Here is a 23237-nt window from a genome sequence, read left to right as displayed (position 1 = left end):
GCTCCCTGTAGAAGTTGCCTACAGGATCAACCTTGCCATGCGGGCAAGGTCAAGCGCCAATCTTGAGAATGCCGCAAGACAATAAATGTGGGAGCGAGCTTGCTCGCGAAGGCGTCGTGTCAGTCAATATTCTTTCGCATGACACACCGCTTTCGCGAGCAAGCTCGCTCCCACATGAATTTGCTTAGTAACCGAGATCGGCGCGCTTGAGGTACATACCTTCCTGCGTCATCGCGATCCGGTACTTCTGGATATCACCGGCCTGCAATTTGATTTCCTGCGAGCCCGGCGCCAGCATTCCCGGACTGCAACCGACGACTTGCCCCGGCAGCAATTTCAGGCGCAACGACACGGTGCCTGGCGGCAGATTGAACGAGGCACTTTGTTCCTGGAACAGCCGCGCCGACAGTTGATCCTGGATATACACGCCGATTTCGCAGGAGGTCGCTACTTCAAGACGCTCGCGGGAAATGATCAGCACACCATAGTCCTCACCTGCGGCGTGCACCGAAGGGATGGCGGCAAAGAGGCCGAGAAAGCCCAACAGGCTGAAAGCTGACCAGCGCATGGCTGAATCTCCTGAATTCATGTCATTGATGGATGCAGCTTGGCCGAGCGCGACGCCGATTGCCAGCCCGGCAGTTTATTCAAGAACTTGACCTTGCCATCGTGGCAAGCTCGAAACTGCCGGCAATCTCACTGAAGGAGTCATCCCATGCAAGTGTTCAATGTTCAAGGCATGTCCTGCGGTCACTGCGTCAAAGCCGTCACTCAAGCCGTCCAGGCAAAGGATCCGGCGGCCAGTGTGCGCGTTGACCTGGCCGCAAAAGAGGTCGGCGTCGAAAGTACGTTGAGTGCCGAGCAGGTCATCGAGATCATCAGCGAAGAAGGTTACGCGGTGAAACTCGCCTGATTGATCTTGTGATCCGGCTTTTTAATTGTTAGCCAGCTATCGGAATGTTCAAGGCGTCCATGCCCGGCTAGACTGTCGGGCTGCCGACTTGCAAAACTGGATGCCTGATGAACTTTCGTACCATTCTGATTCTCGGAGCCCTGACCGCTTTCGGTCCGTTGGCGATCGACTTCTATTTACCTGCCTTTCCGTCCATGGCGCTCGCGTTCGGCACCGACGAGAAACATGTGCAGATGACGCTGGCAGCGTATTTTCTGGGTCTGTCCATCGGCCAGCTGGCTTACGGCCCGGTGGCCGATCGCTTCGGTCGACGGGTTCCGTTACTCATTGGTCTGGCGCTCTTCACGCTGGCATCACTGGCCTGTGCTTATGCACCGAATCTGGAATGGCTGATCGGCGCACGTTTCGTGCAGGCGCTGGGCGGTTGTGCGGGGATGGTGATCGCCCGGGCGGTGGTCAGCGATAAATGCGACGCCGTGGGCTCGGCGAAAGTCTTCTCGCAGTTGATGCTGGTGATGGGCCTGGCGCCGATTCTGGCGCCGATGCTCGGCGGGCTATTGGTCAACACCACGGGTTGGCAGTCGATCTTTTTGGTGCTGACCGGGTTCAGCGCGTTGGCAGGTCTGGCCGTGGCGCTCGGTCTGCCGGAAAGTATGCCCGCGGACATGCCGCGCCAGCCGCTGTCCGGTGCACTGCGCCAGTATGGACGGCTGCTTAAGGATCGGGTTTACCTCGGCCACGCCTTGACCGGCGGCATCGCCATCGCCGGAATGTTCGCTTACATTGCCGGCTCACCGTTCATCTTCATCAAACTGTATGGCGTCCCGGCCGAGCATTTCGGCTGGCTGTTCGGTACGAACGCGGCGGGGTTCATTCTGGTGGCGCAGGTCAATGCGCGGTTGTTGGCCAAGCGTGGCCCGGCGTTTCTGCTGTCGCGTGCGGTCTGGGTTTACCTGGCTGCCGGGCTGACATTGCTGGCCGTCAGCGCCTTGCACACCGATGCCCTTTGGCCGTTGCTGATTCCATTGTTCATCTGCGTGTCCAGCCTCGGCTGCATCAGCCCCAACGCGGCCGCCTGCGCGATGAACGGACAGGGCGCGCGCGCCGGCAGCGCGTCGGCGTTGCTCGGTTGCATGCAATTCAGTGTCGCGGCCGGCGCCTCGGCACTGGTGGGGATATTGCACGATGGCACAGCCGTGCCGATGGCCATCGTCATCAGCCTGTGCGGTTTTCTGGTGGTGAGCGTCGCGATGCTCACCCGACGTCTGCAAAATGCCCGAGCCCTGGCTCAGGCCCAAGCCGAGGCTTGAAGCTCAGCCGGCCGCGCGTTGCTGGCCTTGATCGGGAATCTGGTGGGGAGCGCAGAGACGCGCTTCGAGGGTGCGAGTGAAGGCCAGCGCTTCGGCCTCACTGCGGAATGTCACGGCGTGCTGGTCGAGTCGAACCTGCCATTGAGACTTCGCCACTTCTTTTATCAGGATCTTCATTGCTGACCTCCCTTGCGTAAAAGACGTATCGCAGAGGTTTCGATTGTAGACCTGAATACGATCGCAATTGTGACAGCGGTCAAGCATCTGACTGACGGCAAAGAAGATCGCAGGCCTTGCAGGAGCTACCTCTGGCTGCGATCTTCTGATTCTTAGAAACCTTCTAAAACAATTTTCCCCTTGGCCTTGCCGCTCTCCAGCAACTCATGCGCGCGGCGCACGTTCGCCGCATTGATCGTGCCGAAATGTTCGCCGACGGTTGTCTTCAATGTGCCTGCATCAATCAACTCGGCCACGCGGTTGAGCAGTTTGTGCTGTTCGATCATGTCGGGTGTCTCGAACAGCGAGCGGGTGTACATGAACTCCCAGTGCAACGAGAGGCTCTTGCGCTTGAGTTTGGTCACGTCCAGCGACTTCGGGTCGTCGATCAGCGCCAGTTTGCCTTGCGGCGCCAGGGCTTCGACCAGTTGATCCAGATGCTGATCGGTCTGGGTCAGGCTGGCGACGTGGGTGACGTGGTTGATGCCGGCGCGCTTGAGTTCTTCACTCAGCGGTTGGCTGTGGTCGATGACCAGATCCGCCCCCAGTTCGCTGACCCAGTCGCGGGTCTGTGCACGGGAGGCGGTGCCGATCACTTTGAGACCGGTCAGTTGCCTGGCCAATTGGGTGAGGATCGAACCGACGCCACCCGCCGCACCGACGATCAGCAGGCTCTGGCCATTATCGACTTGCCCTTCGCTGACTTGCAGGCGTTCGAACAGCAACTCCCATGCGGTAATCGCGGTCAGCGGCAGGGCCGCGGCTTCGGCGAAACCGAGGGACTTGGGCATATGGCCGACGATCCGCTCATCGACCACGTGCAGTTCGCTGTTGCCGCCCGCGCGGGCGATAGAACCGGCGTAGAAAACCTTATCGCCAGCCTTGAACAGCGTCACCTCGCTGCCAACCGCCTTCACCACGCCGGCCACGTCCCAGCCCAGCACTTTCGCGGCCCCGCCTTCAGGCGCCACATTCTGCCGCACCTTGGTGTCGACCGGATTGACGGAAATGGCTTTGACCTCCACCAGCAAATCACGCGGGCCGGCTACAGGCTCCGGCAGATCGATGTCTTGCAGGGATTTGGCGTCGCTGATGGGCAGTGAGGCGTAATAGGCAATGGCTTTCATGGAGGGCTCCGCACAGGTAGTAGAAGATGGTGCTGATGATTAGCTATTTCTCTGCGAGATAAAACCGGCTAAAACAGCACTCTCTTTCAATGTTTTTTTGATAATCGAGGCTGACATGCTGCGTTTCGATGACTTGCAATTGTTCGTCCGGGCAGCGGATCTGGGCAGTTTGTCGGCGGCGGCGCGGGTGATGGACATGTCCGCCGCGGTGGCCAGCGCGGCGCTGAAACGTATCGAACAGCAACTCGGTGCGCGTCTGCTCGCCCGGTCGACGCGCAGCTTGCGCCTGACGGCCGAGGGCGAAGGCTTCCTAGAATACGCTCGGGCGGCGTTGAGCAATCTCGATGAGGGGCGACGTTTGCTGGCCAGCGGGCAGGATCAGGTCAGCGGGGTCTTGCAGCTGTCGGCGCCTTCGGACTTTGGCCGCAACCTGTTGTTGCCGTGGCTCGACGAGTTCCAGCGTGAGCACCCGAAACTGACCGTACGCTTGCTGCTCGGCGACCGCATTGCCGACCTGTTTCGCCAACCGGTGGACATTGCCCTGCGGTATGGCGAACCGGAAGACTCCAGCCTGATTGCATTGCCGATCGCGCCGCACAACCGGCGCGTGTTGTGCGCGTCACCGGCGTATCTGGCGCAGCACGGCGAACCGCGGCAACTCGAACAACTGGCCCAGCACAATTGCCTGTTGTTCATGCTCGGCAGTCGGGTTCATGACCACTGGAGCTTCACGGACGGCAAGCGCGAAGTCAGCCTTACTGTCACGGGTGACCGCTTCAGTGACGACGCCGACGTGGTACGTCTGTGGGCCGTGGCAGGTGCCGGGATTGCCTATAAATCCTGGCTGGACGTGGCCGCCGATGTTCTCGCCGGGCGCCTCAAAGTGCTGTTGCCGGAGCTGCTGTGTGAGCGCGCTCCGCTGAATTTGTTGTGCGCCCATCGCGCACAATTGAGTAAGCCTGTGAACCTTTTAAAGGAGATGCTCGCCAGCCGATGCGCTGATCTAAGTAGTCAATTTCCCGCTTTCTCGAAAGTTGATCATTAGTCGCAGGTAAATAGAGAAATTTCTGTCAGGAACTATCACCACCCGTGCAGTCCGCAGCGCGGGACGGCGCGTGCATCCCGCTTATACTAGCGCCCGCCTCACGCCAGTACCGAAACCCGGCCAGAACGCCATCAATGCTGAGCTGCCTTGTTTAACTTCGGATACTGCTGCGGTTGCGGGTTCGGCGCCGGAACATGATGTGCCAATGGCCTGCCTTGCCCCGGCTCAGGGCGTTTTTCGCGTCTTGGCCGCTGGCTCATTACTGGTCAAGATGTCTCCGAGCAGTAGACGATACGATTCCACAGGGAGTGAATACATGGAACATGCACCTTGCATCAGCCAGATCGCCACGTTGCTGGCCGACCCCAAGCGCAGCGCGATGATGTGGGCGTTGATGGATGGCTCGGCCCGGCAGACCGAGGAGCTTGCGCTACTGGCAGGGCTGTCGCCGTCGTCGGCCAGTGCGCATCTGGCACGGTTGTCCACTGGCGGTCTGTTGAAGGTCGAAGTCCGGGGGCGTAAACGGTTTTTCCGCCTCTCGGCACCGGAGGTAGGCGCTGCGATCGAAGCGTTGGCCAGCGCCACCATCGCCAGTGCCCCGCGAGAAGTCGCCGAGGTGTTCAAACGCAATACACCGATGGCCAAGGTCGCGGCGGCGCCGTCTTCACTGCTGCGCGCTCGTTTCTGTGATGACCACCTGGGCGGCACGCTGGCGGCTGATCTGTATCAACGCCTGCTCGACGCCGGCTGGATCGAACAGCTTGAGCAGCGCGTGGTGGTGACCCATAAAGGCGCGAGCAAGTTGGCCGGCCGTGGCGTGTTCATCCAGGCGCTGGCCCATCGCAACGTGCAAGTGGCCTGTGCCTGCCCGGACTGGAGCGAGCGTCGTCCGCACATGGGCGGTTCACTCGGCGCGGCATTGCTGCAGTTGTTCATGCAATCGGGTTGGCTGACCTTGCCCCATGACTCCAGGGCGTTGCAACTGACCGCCATTGGCCAGCGGGAGCTGCATCGATTCGCCAAGGAAACAGAGCTGGAACTGGCGTAGCAGAGCCTGCGAAATCGCTGCCTGAGCCGGAATCTATACCTGTGGGAGCGGGCTTGCCCGCGATAGCGGTCTGTCAGTCAACAATGATGTTGGAATTGATGGCCTCATCGCGGGCAAGCCCGCTCCCACAGTTTTTGTATTGCTCTTAAAGTTTTACGAGCCGTGCATCCAGGCTGTTCTGCGCCAGGCGTTTGGCCTGATCCTGGGTCATGCCCAAGTGTTCGTACAGCGCATGGAAGTTCTCGGTCACGTAACCACCAAAGTACGCCGGGTCATCGGAGTTCACCGTCACCTTCACGCCACGCTCAAGCATGTCGAGAATGTTGTGCTGCGACATGTGATCGAACACGCAGAGTTTGGTGTTCGACAGCGGGCACACGGTCAGCGGGATCTGCTCGTCGATGATCCGCTGCATCAGGCGCTCGTCTTCGATGGCACGTACGCCGTGGTCGATGCGTTGGATTTTCAGCAGGTCGATGGCTTCCCAGATGTATTCCGGCGGGCCTTCTTCACCGGCGTGGGCGACGGTCAGGAAGCCTTCGTGACGGGCACGGTCGAACACGCGCTGGAACTTGCTTGGCGGATGGCCCATCTCGGAGCTGTCCAGGCCTACGGCAACAAACGCGTCACGGAACGGCAGCGCCTGATCGAGGGTTTTCTCGGCCTCTTCTTCGCTCAAGTGGCGCAGGAAGCTGAGGATCAAACCGCTGGTGATGCCCAGTTGCTGCTCGCCATCCTTCAACGCGGCGGCGATGCCGTTGAGCACCACTTCGAACGGGATGCCACGGTCGGTGTGGGTCTGCGGGTCGAAGAACGGTTCGGTGTGAATCACGTTTTGCGCCTTGCAGCGCAGCAGGTAGGCCCAGGTCAGGTCGTAGAAATCCTGCGAGGTGCGCAGCACATCGGCGCCTTGGTAATACAGGTCGAGGAATTCCTGCAGGTTGTTGAAGGCGTAAGCCTTGCGCAGGGTTTCGACGTCGTTCCACGGCAGGGCGATCTTGTTGCGTTCGGCCAAGGCGAACAGCAACTCAGGCTCCAGCGAGCCTTCCAGATGCAGGTGCAGTTCGGCCTTGGGCAGGGCGTTGAGCCAATCGTACATATTCTTTTCTCATCAGGTGCAATGACGGCATTCTACAGATGCTTGCTGAAATAATTGGCAAAACCTGACCAAGCGATCCGTCACACCGCTTCCTGTTCCCGTCGATACGCGTAGGTATCGGCGAAGCGCGACAGCAGGAATTCAGCACAAGTGGTCGTCGGATATTTCGCCGGGTGTTCTGCGCTCTGGCAACCGGGCAGGCACTCGATACGGGTGTCCGGGTGAGGCTCGGCAAAGAACGGCATTGAGTAGCGATCCACTCCGAGCGGGCTGATCACCCGGTGTGGTGTCGAGCGATACCGGTCATTGCTCCAGCGCGCCATCATGTCGCCGAGGTTGACCACGAACGTCCCATCAATCGGTGGAGCGTCGATCCACTCGCCTTTGACGTTCTTCACTTGCAAGCCACCGGCGCTGTCCTGATAGAGCAGGGTGATGCAGCCGTAATCGGTGTGCGCACCGGCGCCTTGCTGCTCGGCGGAACTGGCGGTGTGACGCGGCGGGTAATGGATCATGCGCAGCACACTCACGGGCTCAAGAAAGCGCTTGTCGAAGAAACCACGTTCGATGTCCAGAGCAAGGGTCATGGCGCGCAGCAGCGTTTGCGCGAGGGCCTGCATGTCCAGGTAGTGCTGTTCCATCAGCGCCTCCCAACCGGGAATTGCCGGATGGCGGTTGGGCCCGCGCAAGGGTTTTTCTGCCAGCACTTCGGGATGGTTCGCCGACAGGTGCAGGCCCATGTCGAAGGTTTCTTTGAGGTCGCTGGGTTTGTCCGGGTCGAGCTGTTCGGTGGCGATGGCGCCGTAGCCGCGATGGTGACGGGTCTGGGTGATGTCGATCTTGAGCTTCTCGGCCGCCGGCAAGGCGAAGAAACGCTGCGCGTGATCGAGCAGGGCGTCGATGCGCTGGGCGGAAATCGGATGCCCCTTGATGTAGAAGAACCCCCACTCGCGGCAAGCGTGGTCGATTTGCTTGGCAACGGCGGGCCAGGCGTTTTGGTCGTCGGTGTAGAGCGGGCTGATGTCGATGATGGGAAGGCTGTTCATACGTTTGTCCTGAAGAAACTCAGACTGAAAAGCAACGGAGATCTCTGTGGGAGCTGGCTTGCCAGCGATAACAATCTCCCAGGCAACAATGATGTTGAAGGTAATGGCCTCATCGCTGGCAAGCCAGCTCCCACAGGTTCGGTGGTGTTTCTGGGAGGACTACTTCGGCATCTCGGCCTTCATGCCTTCCACGTAATAGTTCATCGACGCCAGTTCCGCCGTGGTCGCACTCACGCCAGCGGGGATTTTCTCGACCCCGGCCTGATCCTTGATCGGCCCGGTAAACGGCTGCAACGTACCGCTCTTGATATCGGCAATGATCTGCTCGGCTTCGGCTTTGACCGGTGCGGGCACCAGGTCGCTGATCGGCAGTTCAACCGTGCCTTCTTTCAGCCCGCCCCAGTAATCCTGAGACTTCCAGCTGTGATCGATCACGCTTTGAGTCGCCTGAATGTAATGCGGCGCCCAGTCGTTGACGATCGACGTCAGTACCGCTTTCGGCCCGAAGTGGGCCATGTCGGAGGCGTAACCCACCGCATACACGCCGCGGCGTTCGGCAGCCTGAATCGGTGCCGGGCTGTCGGTGTGCTGGAACACCACGTCGACACCCTGATCGATCAGCGCGTTGGCGGCATCGGCTTCCTTGCCCGGATCGAACCACGAGTTGACCCACACCACTTTGATCTCGGTGCCGGGGTTGTACTTGTTCAGGGCCAGTTGAATGGCGTTGATGTCGCGGATCACTTCCGGGATCGGGAAGGAGGCGACGTAGCCGATCTTTTTGGTCTTGGTCATCTTCGCCGCGAGGAAGCCGCCGACGTATCGGCCCTCGTAGGTGCGCGCCAGATAGGTGCCGAGGTTGTTGTCCTGCTTGTAGCCGGTCGCGTGCTCGAAGGTCACCTTGGGAAATTGTTTGGCGACTTTCAGCGTCGGGTTCATGTAACCGAAGGACGTGGTGAAGATCAGGTCGTACTTATCCTTCGCCATGTTGCGGATCACCCGCTCGGCGTCGGCACCTTCGGCGACGTTTTCCACGTAGTTGGTGGTGATCTGCGCGCCGAATTTTTCCGCCAGCGCCTTGCGCCCCTGTTCATGCTGATACGTCCAGCCGTGGTCACCGATCGGGCCGATGTAGACGAAACCAACCTTCAGCGGATCGGCAGCGCTGGCGCTCAGGCTTATCCCCAGACCAATGGCGGCGCACAGCAGTTTGTGCAGCGGACGTATTTGCATGAATTGGAGCTCCATTTTGTTGTGTGTGGTCAGGGGCAATGCAAATTGCTGACCAACAGGACAAAAAAGCAAAAGATCCCAGCCTTCGGCAGCTCCTGCATTGGATCGGCGTACTCACTGCAAGAGCTGCCGAAGACTGCGATCTTTTCGGCCCCGGTACCAACGCAGTGCAACCCGGCGAATTCACGCCATCGGCTGGTGCGCTAATGTGTAACGAAACGTTAGCGGCGCGCCGCAGTCAGTAGCTCATTGGAATCTCTGCGTTAAAAAGGCCTGTCATGCTCTCAATCCTCAAGCAAGAAAGCTTTCTGCTGCTGGCCCTGCTCGCCGCAGTCGTCGCTTATCCGTTGGAACACTGGATGCTGCACAGCGGCCAGATCGTCGCGCTGACTGCCGGTCTGGTGCTCATCGCGTTCATCGTCGCCGCTTCGATGCGCGTCGCCCATCACGCCGAATTGCTCGCTGAAAAAGTCGGCGACCCCTACGGCACGATGATCCTCACGCTGGCCGCCGTGCTGGTGGAAGTGGTGATTCTGGCGATCATGATGAGCAACGAAGCGTCGCCCACACTGGTGCGCGACACGATTTATTCGGCAGTGATGCTCGACATCAACGGCATCCTCGGCCTCGCTGCGCTGATGGGCGGGATCAAGCATGGCGAGCAGTCCTACAACGACGATTCGGCGCGCAGCTACAGCGTGATGATCCTCACGGCGATGGGCGTGTCGATGGTGGTGCCGGAGTTCATTCCCGAGGCCAACTGGAAGATCTATTCGGCGTTCACTATCGGTGCAATGGTGCTGCTTTACGCGCTGTTCCTGCGCATGCAGGTCGGCCCGCACAGTTACTTTTTCAGCTACAGCTACCCGGACAAACGTCGCAAGAAAGAGCCGCAGGACGCGCAGGCGAAAGCACCGAGCATCGGCCTGTCGATCGGCATTCTGGTGTTTGGCATTGTGGTGATCGGCGCATTGGCCGAGGTGATGTCCAAGACCCTCGATCTGGGCCTGGAAGGGACGGGCGCACCGCCGGTGATCACGGCGATTCTGGTGGCGGCGATTTCAGCGGCGCCAGAGATTTTGACCGCGTTGCGGGCGGCGTTGGCCAACCGCATGCAGTCAGTGGTCAACATTGCGATGGGCGCGTCACTGTCGACGGTGATCCTCACCGTGCCGGTGATGGAAGCGATGGCGCTGTACACCGGTCAGCCTTTTCAGATGGCAATGACCCCGGTGCAGACGGTGATGATCTTTCTCACATTGATCGTCAGCGCGATCAATCTCAATGACGGCGAGACCAATGCCATTGAAGGCATGACGCACTTTGTGCTGTTTGCGACGTTCATCATGCTGTCCCTGCTAGGCCTTTAAGCCCACTGCAAAACAATTGTGGGAGCGAGCCTGCTCGCGAAAGCGCAGTGTCATTCAACAAAAAAGTTGCCTGATACTCCTTCTTCGCGAGCAGGCTCGCTCCCACCGTTTTGATCCGCTGGGATCAGGTACCGGCGATCAGCTGGCGAGCAGCCTGGCTGTGATCGGCGATCAGGCCTTTCAGATCCAGTCCTTCGACCTGGCCATCAACCACGCGCCACTTGCCGCCGATCATCACTCGATCCGCCCGGTCTGCGCCGCACAGCAGCAGCGCTGAAATCGGATCGTGGCTGCCAGAGAAGCGCAGTTCATCGAGCTTGAACAACGCCAGATCAGCCTGTTTGCCCACCGACAGTTCACCAATGTCGGTACGGCCCAACAGGCTCGCCGAGCCCTTGGTCGCCCAGCCCAGCACGCGCTCGGGGGTGATTTTCTCGGCGCCATAACGCAGGCGCTGGATGTACAGCGCCTGACGTGCTTCAAGGATCATGTTCGAGGCATCGTTGGACGCCGAGCCATCCACGCCCAGACCGAACAGCGCACCGGCGTCGGTCAAATCAATGCTTGGGCAAATGCCCGAGGCCAGACGCATGTTCGAGCTTGGGCAATGACAGATGCCAGTGCCGGCCTGACCGAGGCGGGCGATTTCGTCCGGGTTGAAGTGGATGCCGTGGGCCAGCCAGGTGCGCGGGCCGAGCCAGCCGACGCTGTCCAGATAGTCGACGGTGCGCAGGCCGAAACGCTGCAGGCAGAAATCCTCTTCGTCGAGGGTTTCGGCCAGGTGCGTGTGCAGGCGCACGTCGAGCTTATTCGCCAGTTCGGCGCTGGCCGACATGATTTCCGGTGTCACTGAAAACGGCGAGCAGGGTGCCAGCGCGATCTGGATTTGCGCACCGTCGCCACGCTCGTGGTACGCGTGGATCAGGCGCTGACTGTCGTCGAGAATCACCTGGCCTTCTTGCACGGTCTGCTGCGGCGGCAGGCCGCCGTCCTTCTCGCCGAGGCTCATCGAGCCACGGGTGAGCATGGCGCGCATGCCCAGTTCACGCACGGTTTCGACTTGCACGTCGATGGCGTTTTCCAGGCCGTCCGGGAACAGATAATGATGATCGGCAGCGGTGGTGCAACCCGACAGCAGCAACTCGGCCAGAGCGACTTTGGTGGCGAGGGCGAGTTTTTCCGGCGTCAGACGTGCCCACACCGGGTACAGGGTTTTCAGCCACGGGAACAACGGCTGATTGACCACCGGCGCCCAGGCGCGTGTCAGGGTTTGATAGAAGTGATGGTGGGTGTTGATCAGGCCCGGCAGGATCACATGCTCGCGGGCATCGAACACTTCATTGCACGGCGCTGACGGCTGTTGACCGGCGCCAAGCACTTCGACGATCACGCCGTCTTGCAGTACCAGACCGCCACGGGCATCGAGCTCGTTGGAGGTGAAAATGGCGAGGGGGTTTTTTAACCAGGTACGGGTCGCAGGCATTGTCGCCGGCTCCTCTGAAAGTGGGTTCAGGGTTGCCAGCTCAGTGTTGCCCTGTCTGCTGATCCAGGTTCGCCGCGACGGACGAGGTGCGCAGTTTCAAACAAATCGTTGCGCCGGGCAAGCCCCACCCGACAGAACACCGTTCATCCCTGTGGGAGCTGGCTTGCCAGCGATTGCGTCGGCTCAGCCACCTTATGTGGCGACTGGCACTCCGTCATCGCGGGCAAGCCCGGCTCCCGCAGGATTTGTGCGTTTACCAGGGAATGGTTTCGCCTTTGTAATTGATGAAGTGATGCCCACCCTTGCCGGTAAACGCATTCACCTGATCAATCAGTCCGCGTGTGCTGGTGTCCACATCAAGGTCAGCCCCTTCACCGCCCATGTCGGTCTTCACCCAACCCGGATGCAGCGACAGCACGGTCAGTTTCTGTTCGCCCAATTGCGTGACAAAACTGTTGGTCATCGAGTTCAACGCTGCCTTGCTTGCCTTGTACAGCGCCAGTTCCGGCGCATCCGGCACCGTCACGCTGCCGAGCCCGGAGCTCATGAACGCCAGCACGCCGCTGCCATCGCGGATCTGTCCGGCAAAGCGTTGCGCCAGATTGATCGGCGCCACCGCGTTGGTGAAAAACAGTTGACCGACTTCGGCAAGTGTCGCGCCACCCGGGGTCTGTATTGCCGGGCCTTTGACCCCGGCATTGACGAACAGCAGGTCGAAAGTTTCGCCCTTCAACTGTTGGCTCAAGGCGATCACCGCTTGCTGGTCATCCATGTCGAGCTTCTCGATCCGCACGTTGCCCAGCGCTTGCAGCGCCTCGGCGTTCGAGGGATTGCGCACGGTGGCGGTCACTTGCCAGCCGTCGCCCAGCAGGGTCTTCACCAACCCGAGGCCCAAGCCTCGGGAGGCGCCGATGATCAGTGCGTTTTTTGCCTGGGACATGATGGGTTCCTTGAAAGTCAAAGTTCAGGATTCAATGGACACGCCTGGCCGAGCCGTAGTTGCAACTCATGCCGGAGCGCGTCGAGTTCGCTCATGCGGGTTTCAATCAGTTGCAGCTTGTCGCGCAGCAATTGCGCCACAGCGTTTTGCGGATCAGGCGCGTTCCACAGTGCGGCAACGCTGTCGCCGATCTCGCCGAGGGTAAAACCCAGGCGCTGCGCCGTCTTGATGTAGAGCACCAGTTGCAGCATTTGCGGCGGGTAGTCGCGATAACCATTGGCACTGCGTTGCGCCGCGATCAATCCGCGTTGCTCATAGAACCGCAGCGTGTCGCGACTGACTGCGCTGGCCTGTGCCAATTCACCGATGCGCATTTGTGATGCTCTGAAGAGGGCTTGACCCTGGAGCATACTCCAGGCTTTACCGTGGTTGCTCCTCAAATTTCCGGAGCATGGACGATGTGGACTTCAACACAATATCGACACGTGGTGCGCGGCAGCGCCTGGTACGACCTGATTGTCACGGCGGCGTTTGTGACGCCGTGGAGTTTTGCCGCGTTGCATGGGGTTTTGACCGCGCTCGGTCAGGCACTGGATTTGCCCGGTGAGTTGCCGGCGTTCGCGCCGATGCACATGTTGATGGCGAATCTTTTGGGCTCGGTGGTTTGTGTGTGGGCGGTGCTGCGGATTCGTGATCCGCAGGCGCGTTATGGACGTTATGACGCGGCGGCGCGGTTTCTGTTTGCGGCTTGGCAGGGGTATGCGCTGCTGCAGGGTGCCAGTTCGATTTTGCTGGTATTCCTCGTCTTCGAACTGGCGTGGGGCATCGCTCAGGTGTTGCCTGTCAGGGCCTCATCGCTGGTAGGCCAGCTCCCACAGGTTCCGGTGGTGTAATACAGAACGCATTCACACCCGAGATCCCTGTGGGAGCTGGCTTGCCAGCGATGAGGCCCGTGAAATCACCACATTAATGCCCCGCCTGCCAAGGCTGCCCAAGCGAAACCGGCGCATACAACCGCGTCCGCAACGCATCGCGCGACAACAACACCAGCACCACAATCGTCGCCACGTAGGGCAGCATCGCCAGCAGGCTCGACGGAATCGCCGGCCCCAACCCCTGCGCCACCAGGTGCAGGATGCTGGCGAGGCCGAACAGATAGGCGCCCAGCAGCAACCGCCACACCCGCCAACTGGCAAACACCACCAGTGCCAAGGCAATCCAGCCCCGCCCGGCCGTCATGTTTTCCGCCCACATCGGCGTGTACGCCAGCGACAGATACGCCCCGGCCAGCCCGGCCATTGCGCCGCCGAAAAGCACCGCCAAGGTGCGCACGGTCAACACCGGCAAGCCCATCGCGCTGGCCGCGTCCGGGTTCTCGCCGACCGCTTGAATGATCAGCCCGACACGGCTTTTGATGATCACCCACGCCACCAAGGCGAACAGCCCAAACGACAGATACACCAGCAGATCCTGCGCGAACAGCATCCGCCCGATCAGCGGGATTTCACTCAGATACGGAATCGCCAACGGCTCGAATCCAGCCAATGGTTTGCCGACCCACGCCGCCCCCACGAAAGTCGACAACCCCACGCCAAAAATCGTCAGGGCCAAGCCGGTCGCTACCTGATTGGCGTTGAACACCAGCGCCACCAAAGCGAACAGCGACGACAGCAACATCCCGGCGAGCATCGCCAGCAATACGCCGAGCCACAGGTTGCCGCTGTTGAGCGCGACGATAAAACCGATCACCGCACCAAACAGCATCATCCCTTCCTGCCCGAGGTTGAGCACGCCGCTCTTCTCGCAGATCAGTTCACCCAGCGCCACCAACAGCAGCGGTGTGCCGCAACGCACCATCGCGAAGAAAATATTGCTCAGCAGATCGATATCCATCACAGCGCTCCGGCGGTTACGGTGGGGGTCTGTGTGCGTCGTGCCCAGCGCAGATTCAGGCGTGGTCGATAGAGAATCAGCACATCACTGGCGAGCAGGAAAAACAGCATCATTCCCTGAAAAAGTTGCGTGATTGCTTGCGGCAGATTGAGTGTCATCTGCGCGTTTTCGCCCCCGATGTACAGCAGCGCCATCAGCAGGCTGGAGAACAGAATCCCGATGGGGTTGAGCCGCCCAAGAAACGCCACGGTGATCGCCGCATAGCCATAACCCGGTGACACTTGCGGCACCAATTGGCCGATCGGGCCGGTGACTTCGCAGACCCCGGCAAGCCCTGCCAACCCGCCGCTGATCAACAGGGCAAGCCAGATCAAACGCTTCTCGCGAAAGCCGACGAACCCTGCCGCACGCTTGTCGAGCCCCAGCACTTTGATCTGGAAACCGATTAAACTCTTCTGCAACAACACCCACACCGCGACCAGCGCGAGCAGGGCGAAATACACCCCGGCATGCACGCGGCCATCCTCCAGCAACAGCGGCAAACGGCTGGCGTCGCCGAACATCGCCGACTCGGGAAAATTGAACCCGGCAGGATCCTTCAGCGGCCCATGTACGCAGAACAGCAGCAGGTTCAGCGCGATGTAATTGAGCATGATGCTGGTGAGGATTTCGTTGGCGTTGAAGCGTGTGCGCAGCCATGCGGTGAGCCCCGCCCATGCGGCGCCGGCGAGGGTGCCGGTCAGCAGAATCAGCACCAGCGCCCAACGGCTTTGCATGTCGATGATATTCACCGCCAAGGCACTGCCGGCGAGCGCGCCAAGCAGCAGTTGACCTTCGGCGCCGATGTTCCAGATTCGCGCTTGGTAGGCCACCGCCAGGCCCAGCGCGCAGAGCAGAATCGGCAGGGCTTTGACCAGTAATTCCGAAACGCCGTACAAGTCGCTGACCGGCGCAATCAGCAGCGTATGCAAGGTTTGCAGCGGATCATGACCGAGTGCGATGAACAGCAGCGAACCGCAGCCGAGCGTCAGTGCCGCCGCCAATAGCGGTGAGCACCAGAGCATCAGCCGTGATTGCTGACCACGGGGTTCGAGGGAAAGCAGCATGTTTGAAACTCCGTTAAACCGTGGCGTGTTGGTGAGGGGCATCGAACTGACCGGCCATCCAGCCGCCGACGTCACTCAGTTGCGTGTCCGTGGTGTTTTGCAGCGCCGACAGCTTGCCGCCGCACAAGGCGCCGAGGCGGTCGCTGATCTGGAACAGTTCATCGAGGTCTTCGGAAATCACCAGAATCGCCGCGCCGGCGTCGCGCAAGGCGATCAACGCGCGGTGGATGGTCGCGCCGGCGCCGACGTCCACGCCCCAGGTCGGGTGCGCGGCGATCAGCAGTTTTGGTTGCTGGAGGATTTCCCGGCCGAGGATGAATTTCTGTAGATTGCCGCCGGACAGGCTGCGGGCGGCGGTTTGCGTATTCGGCGTTTTTACCCCGAAGCGTTGAATGATTTGCTGGGCGAGGGCATCGACTTTGCCGCGTTCGATCAAACCGTTGCTCACCAGCCCTTGTTGAAAGGCTGTCAGCAGCGCGTTGTCGGCCAGACTCAGCTCTGGCACCGCGCCATGGCCGAGGCGCTCGGCCGGGACGAAAGCCAGACCGAGTCTGCGTCTCGCATCGGGGCGCAAATCAGCAACGGCCTGATGACCGAAACGAATCGTTTCGGCCTCGACCCGTGACAGCGTTTGCTCCCCACTGAGCAGGGCAAGCAATTCGTCCTGACCATTGCCCGCGACTCCGGCAACGCCAACGATTTCACCGCTGCGCACCTGCAAGTCGATCCCTGCCAATGAGCAGCCAAACGGGTCCGGGTTATGCCAGCTCAAACCGCTGACCTGCAAAAACACCGCGCCACCGCTGACCTTCGGATAGTCGCCAATCAACGCCGCCGCTTCGCCCACCATCATCTGCGCCAACTGTTGATCCGAGCATTCGGCCGGTACGCAATGCCCGGCCACTCGCCCGCCGCGCAACACCGTTGCGCTGTGGCACAAAGCGCGAACTTCTCCGAGCTTGTGGCTGATAAACAAAATGCTGCAACCCTCGGCGGCGAGACGGCGCAGGGTGATGAACAAATCGTCGGCCTCCTGCGGCGTCAGCACCGAAGTCGGTTCATCGAGAATCAGCAGACGGATGTCTTGCATCAGGCAGCGAATGATTTCCACCCGTTGCCGCTCGCCAATCGACAGGCTGTGGACAAGTCGCTCAGGCTCCAGCGCCATGCCGTAGCGCCGCGAGACTTCGCGAATCTTCGGCTCAAGCTGTTTCGGCGTACCCGCTGCCGCACCCATCGCCAGCGCAATGTTCTGCGCCACGCTGAGGGTTTCGAACAGCGAGAAATGTTGAAAGACCATGCCGATCCCCAGCTGCCGCGCCTGGGCCGGGTTGCGCATGTTCACGCGCTGACCTTGCCAGAGCATCTCGCCCGCGTCGGCCTGAGTGACGCCGTAGATGATCTTCATCAGCGTGCTTTTGCCCGCGCCGTTTTCACCGAGCAGTGCATGGATTTCTCCGGGCGCAATGCTCAGATCAATCGCATCATTGGCCAGACATCCGGGGTAGCGTTTGCTGATATGGCGCAGTTGCAGGCGCGGAGTAGGAGGGGCAATGGGCATGACAGGCTCGACTTGCTTGGAGTTGTGCCTGTGGATAAAGCAATTTCCTGGCCATTGAGTCAGGAACACCTGAAGACACCGATCCCCTGCGCCTGTCGCAGAGCACTTGCAGTAAATTCGGCGTAACAATGAGCACCACTTGGGGGCGAAGCCGTTGATCAAGCTCCACTTTTGCCCGCAGGCAACTGATCAAAAAACGAGCAATAGCGCCGGAGCTATGTGCAATCTGCAACTGCGCCAGTCATGAACGGCTTATCCACAGGTTGTTCCACAGTATTTGTGCGCAACATGCAATCAAGGGCATAAGCACCGTGGTGCTTTCTTCTAATGGTGATAAACCGAGGTAACTGATTGTTTTTGCGTGGGATTTGCCTTTCGTCGGGGGAATTGAACGAAAAGTGAACAAATCGTGCAAAGCCGCATGACAGAAGGGTTACAGCGGGATGTGCTCAGGTTATCCACAGCCGGGTGCACAGCCGATGTGGGCAACTGCGTGAAATAAGGAAAACGGGGATGCCCTAAAAGATCGCAGCCTTCGGACGATCCTTTGATCTTGCTTTAACGCTGCAGCAGAATCCTTCCGCGACTCAAATCTGCCAATTGGCGCTGCAACAATTCAATCTGCGCCTCACCCACTGCCAACTGCAATTCCACACCATTGGAGGTGAAGTTTTCCTCCACCACCAGTCCGCCCAGATCCGCCACCCGCAACTTCACCAATGCCAACTCGGCAAAGCCGCAGGCACAACGCAAGGGCACGCGGCTGATCAACTCGACTTTCGCCGCCGTTTGCAGGCACTTGTTCGCACCCCCGCCGTAGGCCCGCGCCAAACCGCCGGTGCCCAGTTGAATGCCGCCGTACCAGCGGATCACCAGCACCGCGACCTGATCGCAATCCTGCGCTTCAATCGCCGCCAGAATCGGTCGCCCGGCCGTGCCGCCCGGTTCGCCGTCGTCATTGCTGCGATATTGATCGCCGAGTTTCCATGCCCAGCAATTGTGCGAGGCGTTCAAGTCGCTGTGCTGTTCGAAGAACGCCTGCGCGTCAGCGGGGTTGCTGATCGGTGCAGCGAAAGTGATAAAGCGGCTTTTGCGAATCTCTTCGCGGTACTCGCAAAAACCGCTGAGGGTGAAAGGCATAAACGTCTTATAGAGAAGGAGTGAGGCCGCAGCCTTTGAGAATGATACGGATCAGATTGTTGCCAGCGTCTTCCATGTCCTGCTTGGTCAACTTGCTGCGCCCGCTGACGCGGCAGATCTGCGTGGCGAAGTCGGCGTAGTGCTGGGTGCTGCCCCACAACAGGAAGATCAGGTGCACCGGGTCGACCGGGTCCATTTTGCCGGCATCGATCCACGCCTGAAACACCGCCGCGCGGCCCTGGAACCAGGCGCGGTAGTCCTGGTTGAAATACTCGCTCAGGCATTCGCCGCCGCTGATCACTTCCATCGCAAAGATTCGCGAGGCTTGTGGCTGGCGACGGGAGTATTCCATTTTGGCGCGAATGTAGCGGGTCAGCGCTTCGGCCGGATCGTCTTCGGCAGTGAGGGTGTTGAAGGTGCTGTCCCACAACTCGATGATGTTGCTCAGCACCGCCACGTACAGCCCCAACTTGTTGGTGAAGTAGTAATGCAGGTTAGCCTTGGGCAACCCGGCATTCTGGGCGATGGTGTTCATGCTGGTGCCTTTGTACCCGTGACGGGCGAACTCGTCTTCGGCGGCTTTGAGAATGGTCTCTTCGTTCTTCTGACGAATGCGGCTGGCGGGCTTGCCGCCGTGAGCGGGGACTTCAAAGGTCATAGGCACTTCCGGGTTTGTCTGTGGGTGCAACCAGTTGCGTTGATAGCGCACCCACAAGTATCCGACAAGTCCTCAGGCGATAAAAACCGTTACGCCTGTTCGATCTTGTTCAGCGGCGCCTGTACTTCAGCGGGGGCTGTTTTGGCTTCCGGCAGCAGCAGGCAAAGGATGATTGCCGTCAGCCCGCCGCTGGTAATCGCCGAGTCGAACAGGTTTTGCACCAGTTTCGGCAGCAGGTGGAGCAGGTTCGGTTGTGCGGCGATGCCCAAGCCGACGCCGAACGAAGTGGCGATGATCAGCATGCTGCGCCGATCCAGCGGCGACTGCGCGAGGATGCGCACACCGGCAGCGGCGACGGCACCGAACATCACCAGAGTGGCGCCGCCGAGTACTGGTTTCGGTATCTGTTGCAGCACCGCACCAATCATTGGAAACAGGCCTAGACAAAACAGGATCGCGCCGATGTAAAGGCCAACGTAGCGGCTGGCAACGCCGGTCAGCTGAATCACGCCGTTGTTTTGCGCAAACGTGGTGTTGGGGAAGGCGCTGAACGTTGCGGCGATCATGCAGCTCACGCCATCACCCAGTACACCGCCGCGCAAGCGGCTTATATAAGAAGGGCCACTGATGGGTTGGCGGGCGAGCATGCAATTGGCGGTGAGGTCGCCGACGGTTTCGATGGTGCTGATCAGATAAATCAGCGCGACCGGCAGGAACGCGGTCCAGTCAAAACTGAATCCGAACTTGAACGGTGTAGGAAAACTCATCAGCGGCAAGTCTGGCAACGGCTGCGGAACCAGTTTCCCACTGAACCACGCCGCCAGGCTCCCGAGCAGCAGACCAATGATGATTGCCGACAGCCGCACCCACGGCGTGTTCGAGCGGTTGAGCAAAATGATCGTCAGCAACACGAATACGCCCAGCGCCAGATTGCCCGGCGCGCCGAAGTCCGGGGCATTGAAACCTCCGCCGAGATCGGTGATGCCGACCTTGATCAGGCTGATGCCGATCAGTGTGATGACAATCCCGGTCACCAGCGGCGTGACCACCCTGCGCAGTTGACCAATGAAACGGCTGAGCACGATCTGCACAATCGCACCGAAAAAGCACACGCCAAAGATCATCGCCAGAATGTCTTCCGGGCTGCCGCCACGTTGCTTGACCAGAAACCCGGCCGACAGCACCGCGCCAAGAAAGGCGAAACTGGTGCCTTGCAAGCAGATCATCCCGGCGCCAATCCCGAACGGCCGGCGAGCCTGAATAAACGTGCCGACCCCTGACACCATCAGCGCCATGCTGATCAGGTAAGGCAAATGCGCGGTCAGCCCAAGCGCCGAGCCGATCACCAGCGGTGGGGTGATGATGCCGACGAAACTGGCGAGCACGTGTTGCAGGGCGGCGAGGGTCGCGGCCAGCGGTTTCGGGCGGTCGTTGAGGCCGTAGATCAAGTCGCTGGACGGTTCGGAATCTGGCTGCATGGCGTTGGGCTTCTTGTTGATGGATCGAGGTTGATCCTGCTTTGCAAAAAGCTGTCCACTTGCTCAGGTTATTGCTTGGTTTTGTCTCTACGGCCTAACGTGGCTGGGCGGCGGGCAATGTTTAACGCGTCGCCGCCAGACTTTCCAGAAAGCTTTCCAGCACCAAATGAGGGCGCCGGCCCTTGCGCGTGACCGATGCCAGACTCAAATCATAAAAACGTGTATCGGCCTTGAGTGCGCGTAAACGTCCTTGCTGTACCCAAAGGCTGGCGTAATGATCCGGCAGATAACCAATGTAGCGCCCGGTCAGAATCAGAAACGCCATGCCCTCACGGTCGGAGGCACTGGCCGTGCAGTTGAGCGCCTGATAATGCGCCTGGATATCCCCCGGCAAGCGAAACGTCGGGGCGATGGCGTCCTGACTATCAAGGCGTTCGTCATCGAGTTGTTTGTCATCGACATAAAACAGTGGATGACCGACCGCGCAATAAAGCAGTGAGCGTTCGCTGTACAACGGTTGATATTCCAACCCGGAAAGCGCGCTGGCCTGCGGCACCACGCCGACATGCAGGCGACCGTCCAGCACGCCTTGTTCGACTTCATTCGGCGCAATCATGCGGATCTGGATTTGCACATCCGGCCCGCGCTCCTTCAATTGGGCGAGGGCGTGGGTGATGCGCATGTGGGGCAGGGTGACCAGGTTATCGGTCAGACCGATGATCAACTCGCCACGCAAGTGTTGGTGCAGGCCGTTGACCTCGGTGCGAAAACTTTCCAGCGCACTCAATAACTGCAGGGCTGATTGATAGACCTCGCGACCTTCTTCGGTCAGGGAGAATCCAGCGCGGCCACGCTGACACAAACGCAATCCGAGGCGTTGCTCCAGATCGCTCATCTGCTGGCTGATCGCCGAGCGCCCGATGCCGAGCACGGTTTCCGCCGCCGAGAAGCCGCCGGATTCCACCACGCTGCGAAAGATCCGCAGCAGGCGAATATCAAAGTCACTGACCTGGGCCAGCGGATCGGGGCGGCGGCTGCTCATGTTTAATCGCTCAAAGTTTAGTGATGGTCTAACTGAAGGTTAGAAGAGTTGGATTTCACCGACTTTATCCGCGTGGCAATTTAGCTGCAACAACGACTTTTATCTCCCTGAAGCTTGAGCCCTGCGAGGTTTTGCCCGATGAACATGCTCGAAAACGCTCCGTCGCCATTGGCCAGCCAACTGAAGCTGGACGCGCACTGGATGCCGTACACCGCCAACCGTAACTTTCAGCGCGATCCGCGTCTGATCGTGGGTGCCGAAGGCAGTTGGCTCATCGATGACAAAGGCCGCAAGGTGTACGACTCGCTGTCGGGTCTGTGGACCTGCGGCGCCGGGCACACTCGCAAGGAAATTCAGGAAGCGGTTTCGAAACAACTGGGCACCCTCGATTACTCGCCGGGCTTCCAGTACGGCCATCCGTTGTCCTTTCAACTGGCCGAAAAAATCACTGACCTGACCCCAGGCAACCTGAACCACGTGTTCTTCACCGACTCCGGCTCCGAGTGCGCCGACACGGCGGTGAAAATGGTCCGTGCCTACTGGCGTCTGAAAGGTCAGGCGACCAAGACCAAAATGATCGGTCGTGCCCGGGGTTATCACGGCGTGAACATCGCCGGCACCAGCCTCGGCGGCGTGAACGGCAACCGCAAGCTGTTCGGTCAGTCGATGATGGACGTTGATCACCTGCCGCACACGTTGCTGGCGAGCAATGCGTTCTCCCGCGGCATGCCGGAGCAGGGCGGTATCGCCCTGGCCGACGAGTTGCTGAAGCTGATCGAACTGCACGACGCCTCGAACATCGCCGCGGTGTTCGTTGAGCCGATGGCCGGCTCCGCCGGTGTGTTGGTGCCGCCGCAGGGTTACCTGAAACGTCTGCGTGAAATCTGTGATCAGCACAACATCCTGCTGGTGTTCGACGAAGTGATCACCGGTTTCGGCCGCACCGGTTCGATGTTCGGTGCCGACAGCTTTGGCGTCACCCCGGACCTGATGTGCATCGCCAAACAAATCACCAACGGCGCGATCCCGATGGGCGCGGTAATTGCCAGCTCCGAGATCTACCAGACCTTCATGAACCAGGCGACCCCGGAATACGCCGTGGAATTCCCGCACGGCTACACCTACTCGGCGCACCCGGTGGCGTGCGCCGCTGGCCTGGCAGCACTGGATCTGCTGCAAAAGGAAAACCTGGTGCAGAGCGTCGCCGAAGTCGCTCCGCATTTCGAGAACGCGCTGCACGGGTTGAAAGGCTCGAAGAACGTCATCGACATCCGCAACTACGGTCTGGCCGGTGCGATTCAGATTGCCGGTCGGGATGGCGATGCCATCGTGCGTCCGTTCGAAGCGGGTATGGCGTTGTGGAAAGCCGGGTTCTACGTGCGCTTCGGCGGCGACACCCTGCAGTTCGGCCCAACCTTCAACAGCAAGCCGCAAGACCTGGATCGTCTGTTCGACGCGGTCGGCGAAGTGCTGAACAAGCTCGACTGATTTTTCCTTCTATATATGCCTACAAAACACAGGCACCCCGC

General features: G+C 60.0%; 23 protein-coding genes. 7 read left to right on the top strand and 16 right to left on the bottom strand.

Going from position 1 to position 23237, the window contains the following annotated elements; all coding sequences use genetic code 11:
• Positions 1–184: 184 nt before the first annotated feature.
• Complete coding sequence (locus tag AB4P91_RS02045; RefSeq protein ID WP_150594141.1) at positions 185–568, bottom strand: hypothetical protein; 384 nt, start codon at positions 566–568, stop codon at positions 185–187.
• A gap of 147 nt (positions 569–715) precedes the next feature.
• Between AB4P91_RS02045 and AB4P91_RS02040 the strand changes: the two genes are divergently transcribed.
• Both AB4P91_RS02040 and AB4P91_RS02035 read left to right on the top strand, forming a co-directional pair.
• Positions 716–913: a cation transporter gene (locus tag AB4P91_RS02040; protein WP_042557513.1), complete on the top strand. Its 198-nt coding sequence runs from the start codon at positions 716–718 to the stop codon at positions 911–913.
• Positions 914–1020: 107 nt separating this feature from the next.
• The gene (locus AB4P91_RS02035; RefSeq protein ID WP_150596142.1) at positions 1021–2223 is read left to right on the top strand and encodes a multidrug effflux MFS transporter; all 1203 of its coding nucleotides are present in this window, start codon (positions 1021–1023) and stop codon (positions 2221–2223) included.
• Positions 2224–2226: 3 nt separating this feature from the next.
• On the opposite strand, the gene AB4P91_RS02030 is transcribed toward AB4P91_RS02035, so the two are convergent.
• On the bottom strand, positions 2227–2400 hold the full coding sequence (locus AB4P91_RS02030; RefSeq protein ID WP_191624044.1) for a hypothetical protein: 174 nt from the start codon (positions 2398–2400) through the stop codon (positions 2227–2229).
• Between the two features lie 152 nt (positions 2401–2552).
• The gene (locus tag AB4P91_RS02025) at positions 2553–3566 is read right to left on the bottom strand and encodes a zinc-binding alcohol dehydrogenase family protein (protein ID WP_150687504.1); all 1014 of its coding nucleotides are present in this window, start codon (positions 3564–3566) and stop codon (positions 2553–2555) included.
• 115 nt (positions 3567–3681) lie between these two features.
• Here AB4P91_RS02025 and AB4P91_RS02020 point away from each other — a divergent pair, with 115 nt between their 5' ends.
• Positions 3682–4611 carry a LysR family transcriptional regulator gene (locus AB4P91_RS02020; RefSeq protein ID WP_150594144.1) on the top strand — a complete coding sequence of 310 codons (930 nt, stop codon included), beginning with the start codon at positions 3682–3684 and terminating at the stop codon, positions 4609–4611.
• Between the two features lie 316 nt (positions 4612–4927).
• The gene (locus AB4P91_RS02015; protein ID WP_150596144.1) at positions 4928–5659 is read left to right on the top strand and encodes a helix-turn-helix transcriptional regulator; all 732 of its coding nucleotides are present in this window, start codon (positions 4928–4930) and stop codon (positions 5657–5659) included.
• Between the two features lie 145 nt (positions 5660–5804).
• Here AB4P91_RS02015 and AB4P91_RS02010 read toward each other — a convergent pair whose 3' ends face one another.
• The 3 genes from AB4P91_RS02010 to AB4P91_RS02000 form a co-directional block, all read right to left on the bottom strand.
• Positions 5805–6758, bottom strand: coding sequence for an adenosine deaminase (locus AB4P91_RS02010; protein ID WP_150687503.1), 954 nt, complete (start codon positions 6756–6758; stop codon positions 5805–5807).
• Positions 6759–6838: 80 nt separating this feature from the next.
• The gene (locus tag AB4P91_RS02005) at positions 6839–7804 is read right to left on the bottom strand and encodes a 2-oxoglutarate and iron-dependent oxygenase domain-containing protein (protein WP_395604220.1); all 966 of its coding nucleotides are present in this window, start codon (positions 7802–7804) and stop codon (positions 6839–6841) included.
• A 159-nt stretch (positions 7805–7963) separates the two neighbouring features.
• Positions 7964–9037, bottom strand: a complete 1074-nt coding sequence (locus AB4P91_RS02000) for a BMP family ABC transporter substrate-binding protein (protein ID WP_395604219.1) — start codon at positions 9035–9037, stop codon at positions 7964–7966.
• 278 nt (positions 9038–9315) lie between these two features.
• Between AB4P91_RS02000 and AB4P91_RS01995 the strand changes: the two genes are divergently transcribed.
• Positions 9316–10407, top strand: coding sequence for a calcium:proton antiporter (locus AB4P91_RS01995; protein WP_150594148.1), 1092 nt, complete (start codon positions 9316–9318; stop codon positions 10405–10407).
• A 124-nt stretch (positions 10408–10531) separates the two neighbouring features.
• Here AB4P91_RS01995 and AB4P91_RS01990 read toward each other — a convergent pair whose 3' ends face one another.
• From AB4P91_RS01990 to AB4P91_RS01980, 3 genes are all read right to left on the bottom strand, one after another.
• Positions 10532–11890, bottom strand: a complete 1359-nt coding sequence (locus AB4P91_RS01990; protein ID WP_395604218.1) for an 8-oxoguanine deaminase — start codon at positions 11888–11890, stop codon at positions 10532–10534.
• A gap of 253 nt (positions 11891–12143) precedes the next feature.
• A complete protein-coding gene (locus AB4P91_RS01985; protein WP_150596149.1) occupies positions 12144–12830 on the bottom strand; it encodes an SDR family oxidoreductase in 687 nt (228 codons plus the stop codon).
• Positions 12831–12847: 17 nt separating this feature from the next.
• On the bottom strand, positions 12848–13204 hold the full coding sequence (locus tag AB4P91_RS01980) for a MerR family transcriptional regulator (protein ID WP_150594151.1): 357 nt from the start codon (positions 13202–13204) through the stop codon (positions 12848–12850).
• 84 nt (positions 13205–13288) lie between these two features.
• Between AB4P91_RS01980 and AB4P91_RS01975 the strand changes: the two genes are divergently transcribed.
• Positions 13289–13723 (top strand): hypothetical protein, encoded by a 435-nt coding sequence (locus AB4P91_RS01975; protein WP_395604217.1) that lies wholly within the window; start codon positions 13289–13291, stop codon positions 13721–13723.
• Positions 13724–13796: 73 nt separating this feature from the next.
• Here the strand turns inward: AB4P91_RS01975 and AB4P91_RS01970 are convergent, their stop codons facing one another.
• From AB4P91_RS01970 to AB4P91_RS01940, 7 genes are all read right to left on the bottom strand, one after another.
• Positions 13797–14723 carry an ABC transporter permease gene (locus tag AB4P91_RS01970; protein WP_395604216.1) on the bottom strand — a complete coding sequence of 309 codons (927 nt, stop codon included), beginning with the start codon at positions 14721–14723 and terminating at the stop codon, positions 13797–13799.
• Complete coding sequence (locus AB4P91_RS01965; RefSeq protein ID WP_395604215.1) at positions 14723–15829, bottom strand: ABC transporter permease; 1107 nt, start codon at positions 15827–15829, stop codon at positions 14723–14725. The genes AB4P91_RS01970 and AB4P91_RS01965 overlap by 1 nt, the downstream gene beginning before the upstream one ends.
• A gap of 13 nt (positions 15830–15842) precedes the next feature.
• Complete coding sequence (locus tag AB4P91_RS01960) at positions 15843–17390, bottom strand: ABC transporter ATP-binding protein (protein ID WP_395604214.1); 1548 nt, start codon at positions 17388–17390, stop codon at positions 15843–15845.
• A 558-nt stretch (positions 17391–17948) separates the two neighbouring features.
• The gene (locus AB4P91_RS01955; RefSeq protein ID WP_150594155.1) at positions 17949–18530 is read right to left on the bottom strand and encodes a YigZ family protein; all 582 of its coding nucleotides are present in this window, start codon (positions 18528–18530) and stop codon (positions 17949–17951) included.
• Between the two features lie 7 nt (positions 18531–18537).
• Positions 18538–19188 (bottom strand): TetR/AcrR family transcriptional regulator, encoded by a 651-nt coding sequence (locus AB4P91_RS01950; RefSeq protein WP_150687495.1) that lies wholly within the window; start codon positions 19186–19188, stop codon positions 18538–18540.
• A gap of 89 nt (positions 19189–19277) precedes the next feature.
• Complete coding sequence (locus AB4P91_RS01945; RefSeq protein ID WP_150596155.1) at positions 19278–20666, bottom strand: uracil-xanthine permease family protein; 1389 nt, start codon at positions 20664–20666, stop codon at positions 19278–19280.
• Positions 20667–20787: 121 nt separating this feature from the next.
• Positions 20788–21708 carry a LysR family transcriptional regulator gene (locus tag AB4P91_RS01940; RefSeq protein ID WP_150594158.1) on the bottom strand — a complete coding sequence of 307 codons (921 nt, stop codon included), beginning with the start codon at positions 21706–21708 and terminating at the stop codon, positions 20788–20790.
• Between the two features lie 138 nt (positions 21709–21846).
• Between AB4P91_RS01940 and AB4P91_RS01935 the strand changes: the two genes are divergently transcribed.
• Positions 21847–23196 carry an aspartate aminotransferase family protein gene (locus tag AB4P91_RS01935; protein ID WP_395604213.1) on the top strand — a complete coding sequence of 450 codons (1350 nt, stop codon included), beginning with the start codon at positions 21847–21849 and terminating at the stop codon, positions 23194–23196.
• The last annotated feature ends 41 nt before the right edge of the window (positions 23197–23237 follow it).

Source organism: Pseudomonas sp. B21128 (assembly GCF_044218865.1).
GTDB classification, from domain to species: Bacteria; Pseudomonadota; Gammaproteobacteria; order Pseudomonadales; family Pseudomonadaceae; genus Aquipseudomonas; species Aquipseudomonas iridis.
This window is presented reverse-complemented; position numbering and strand designations above follow the sequence as displayed.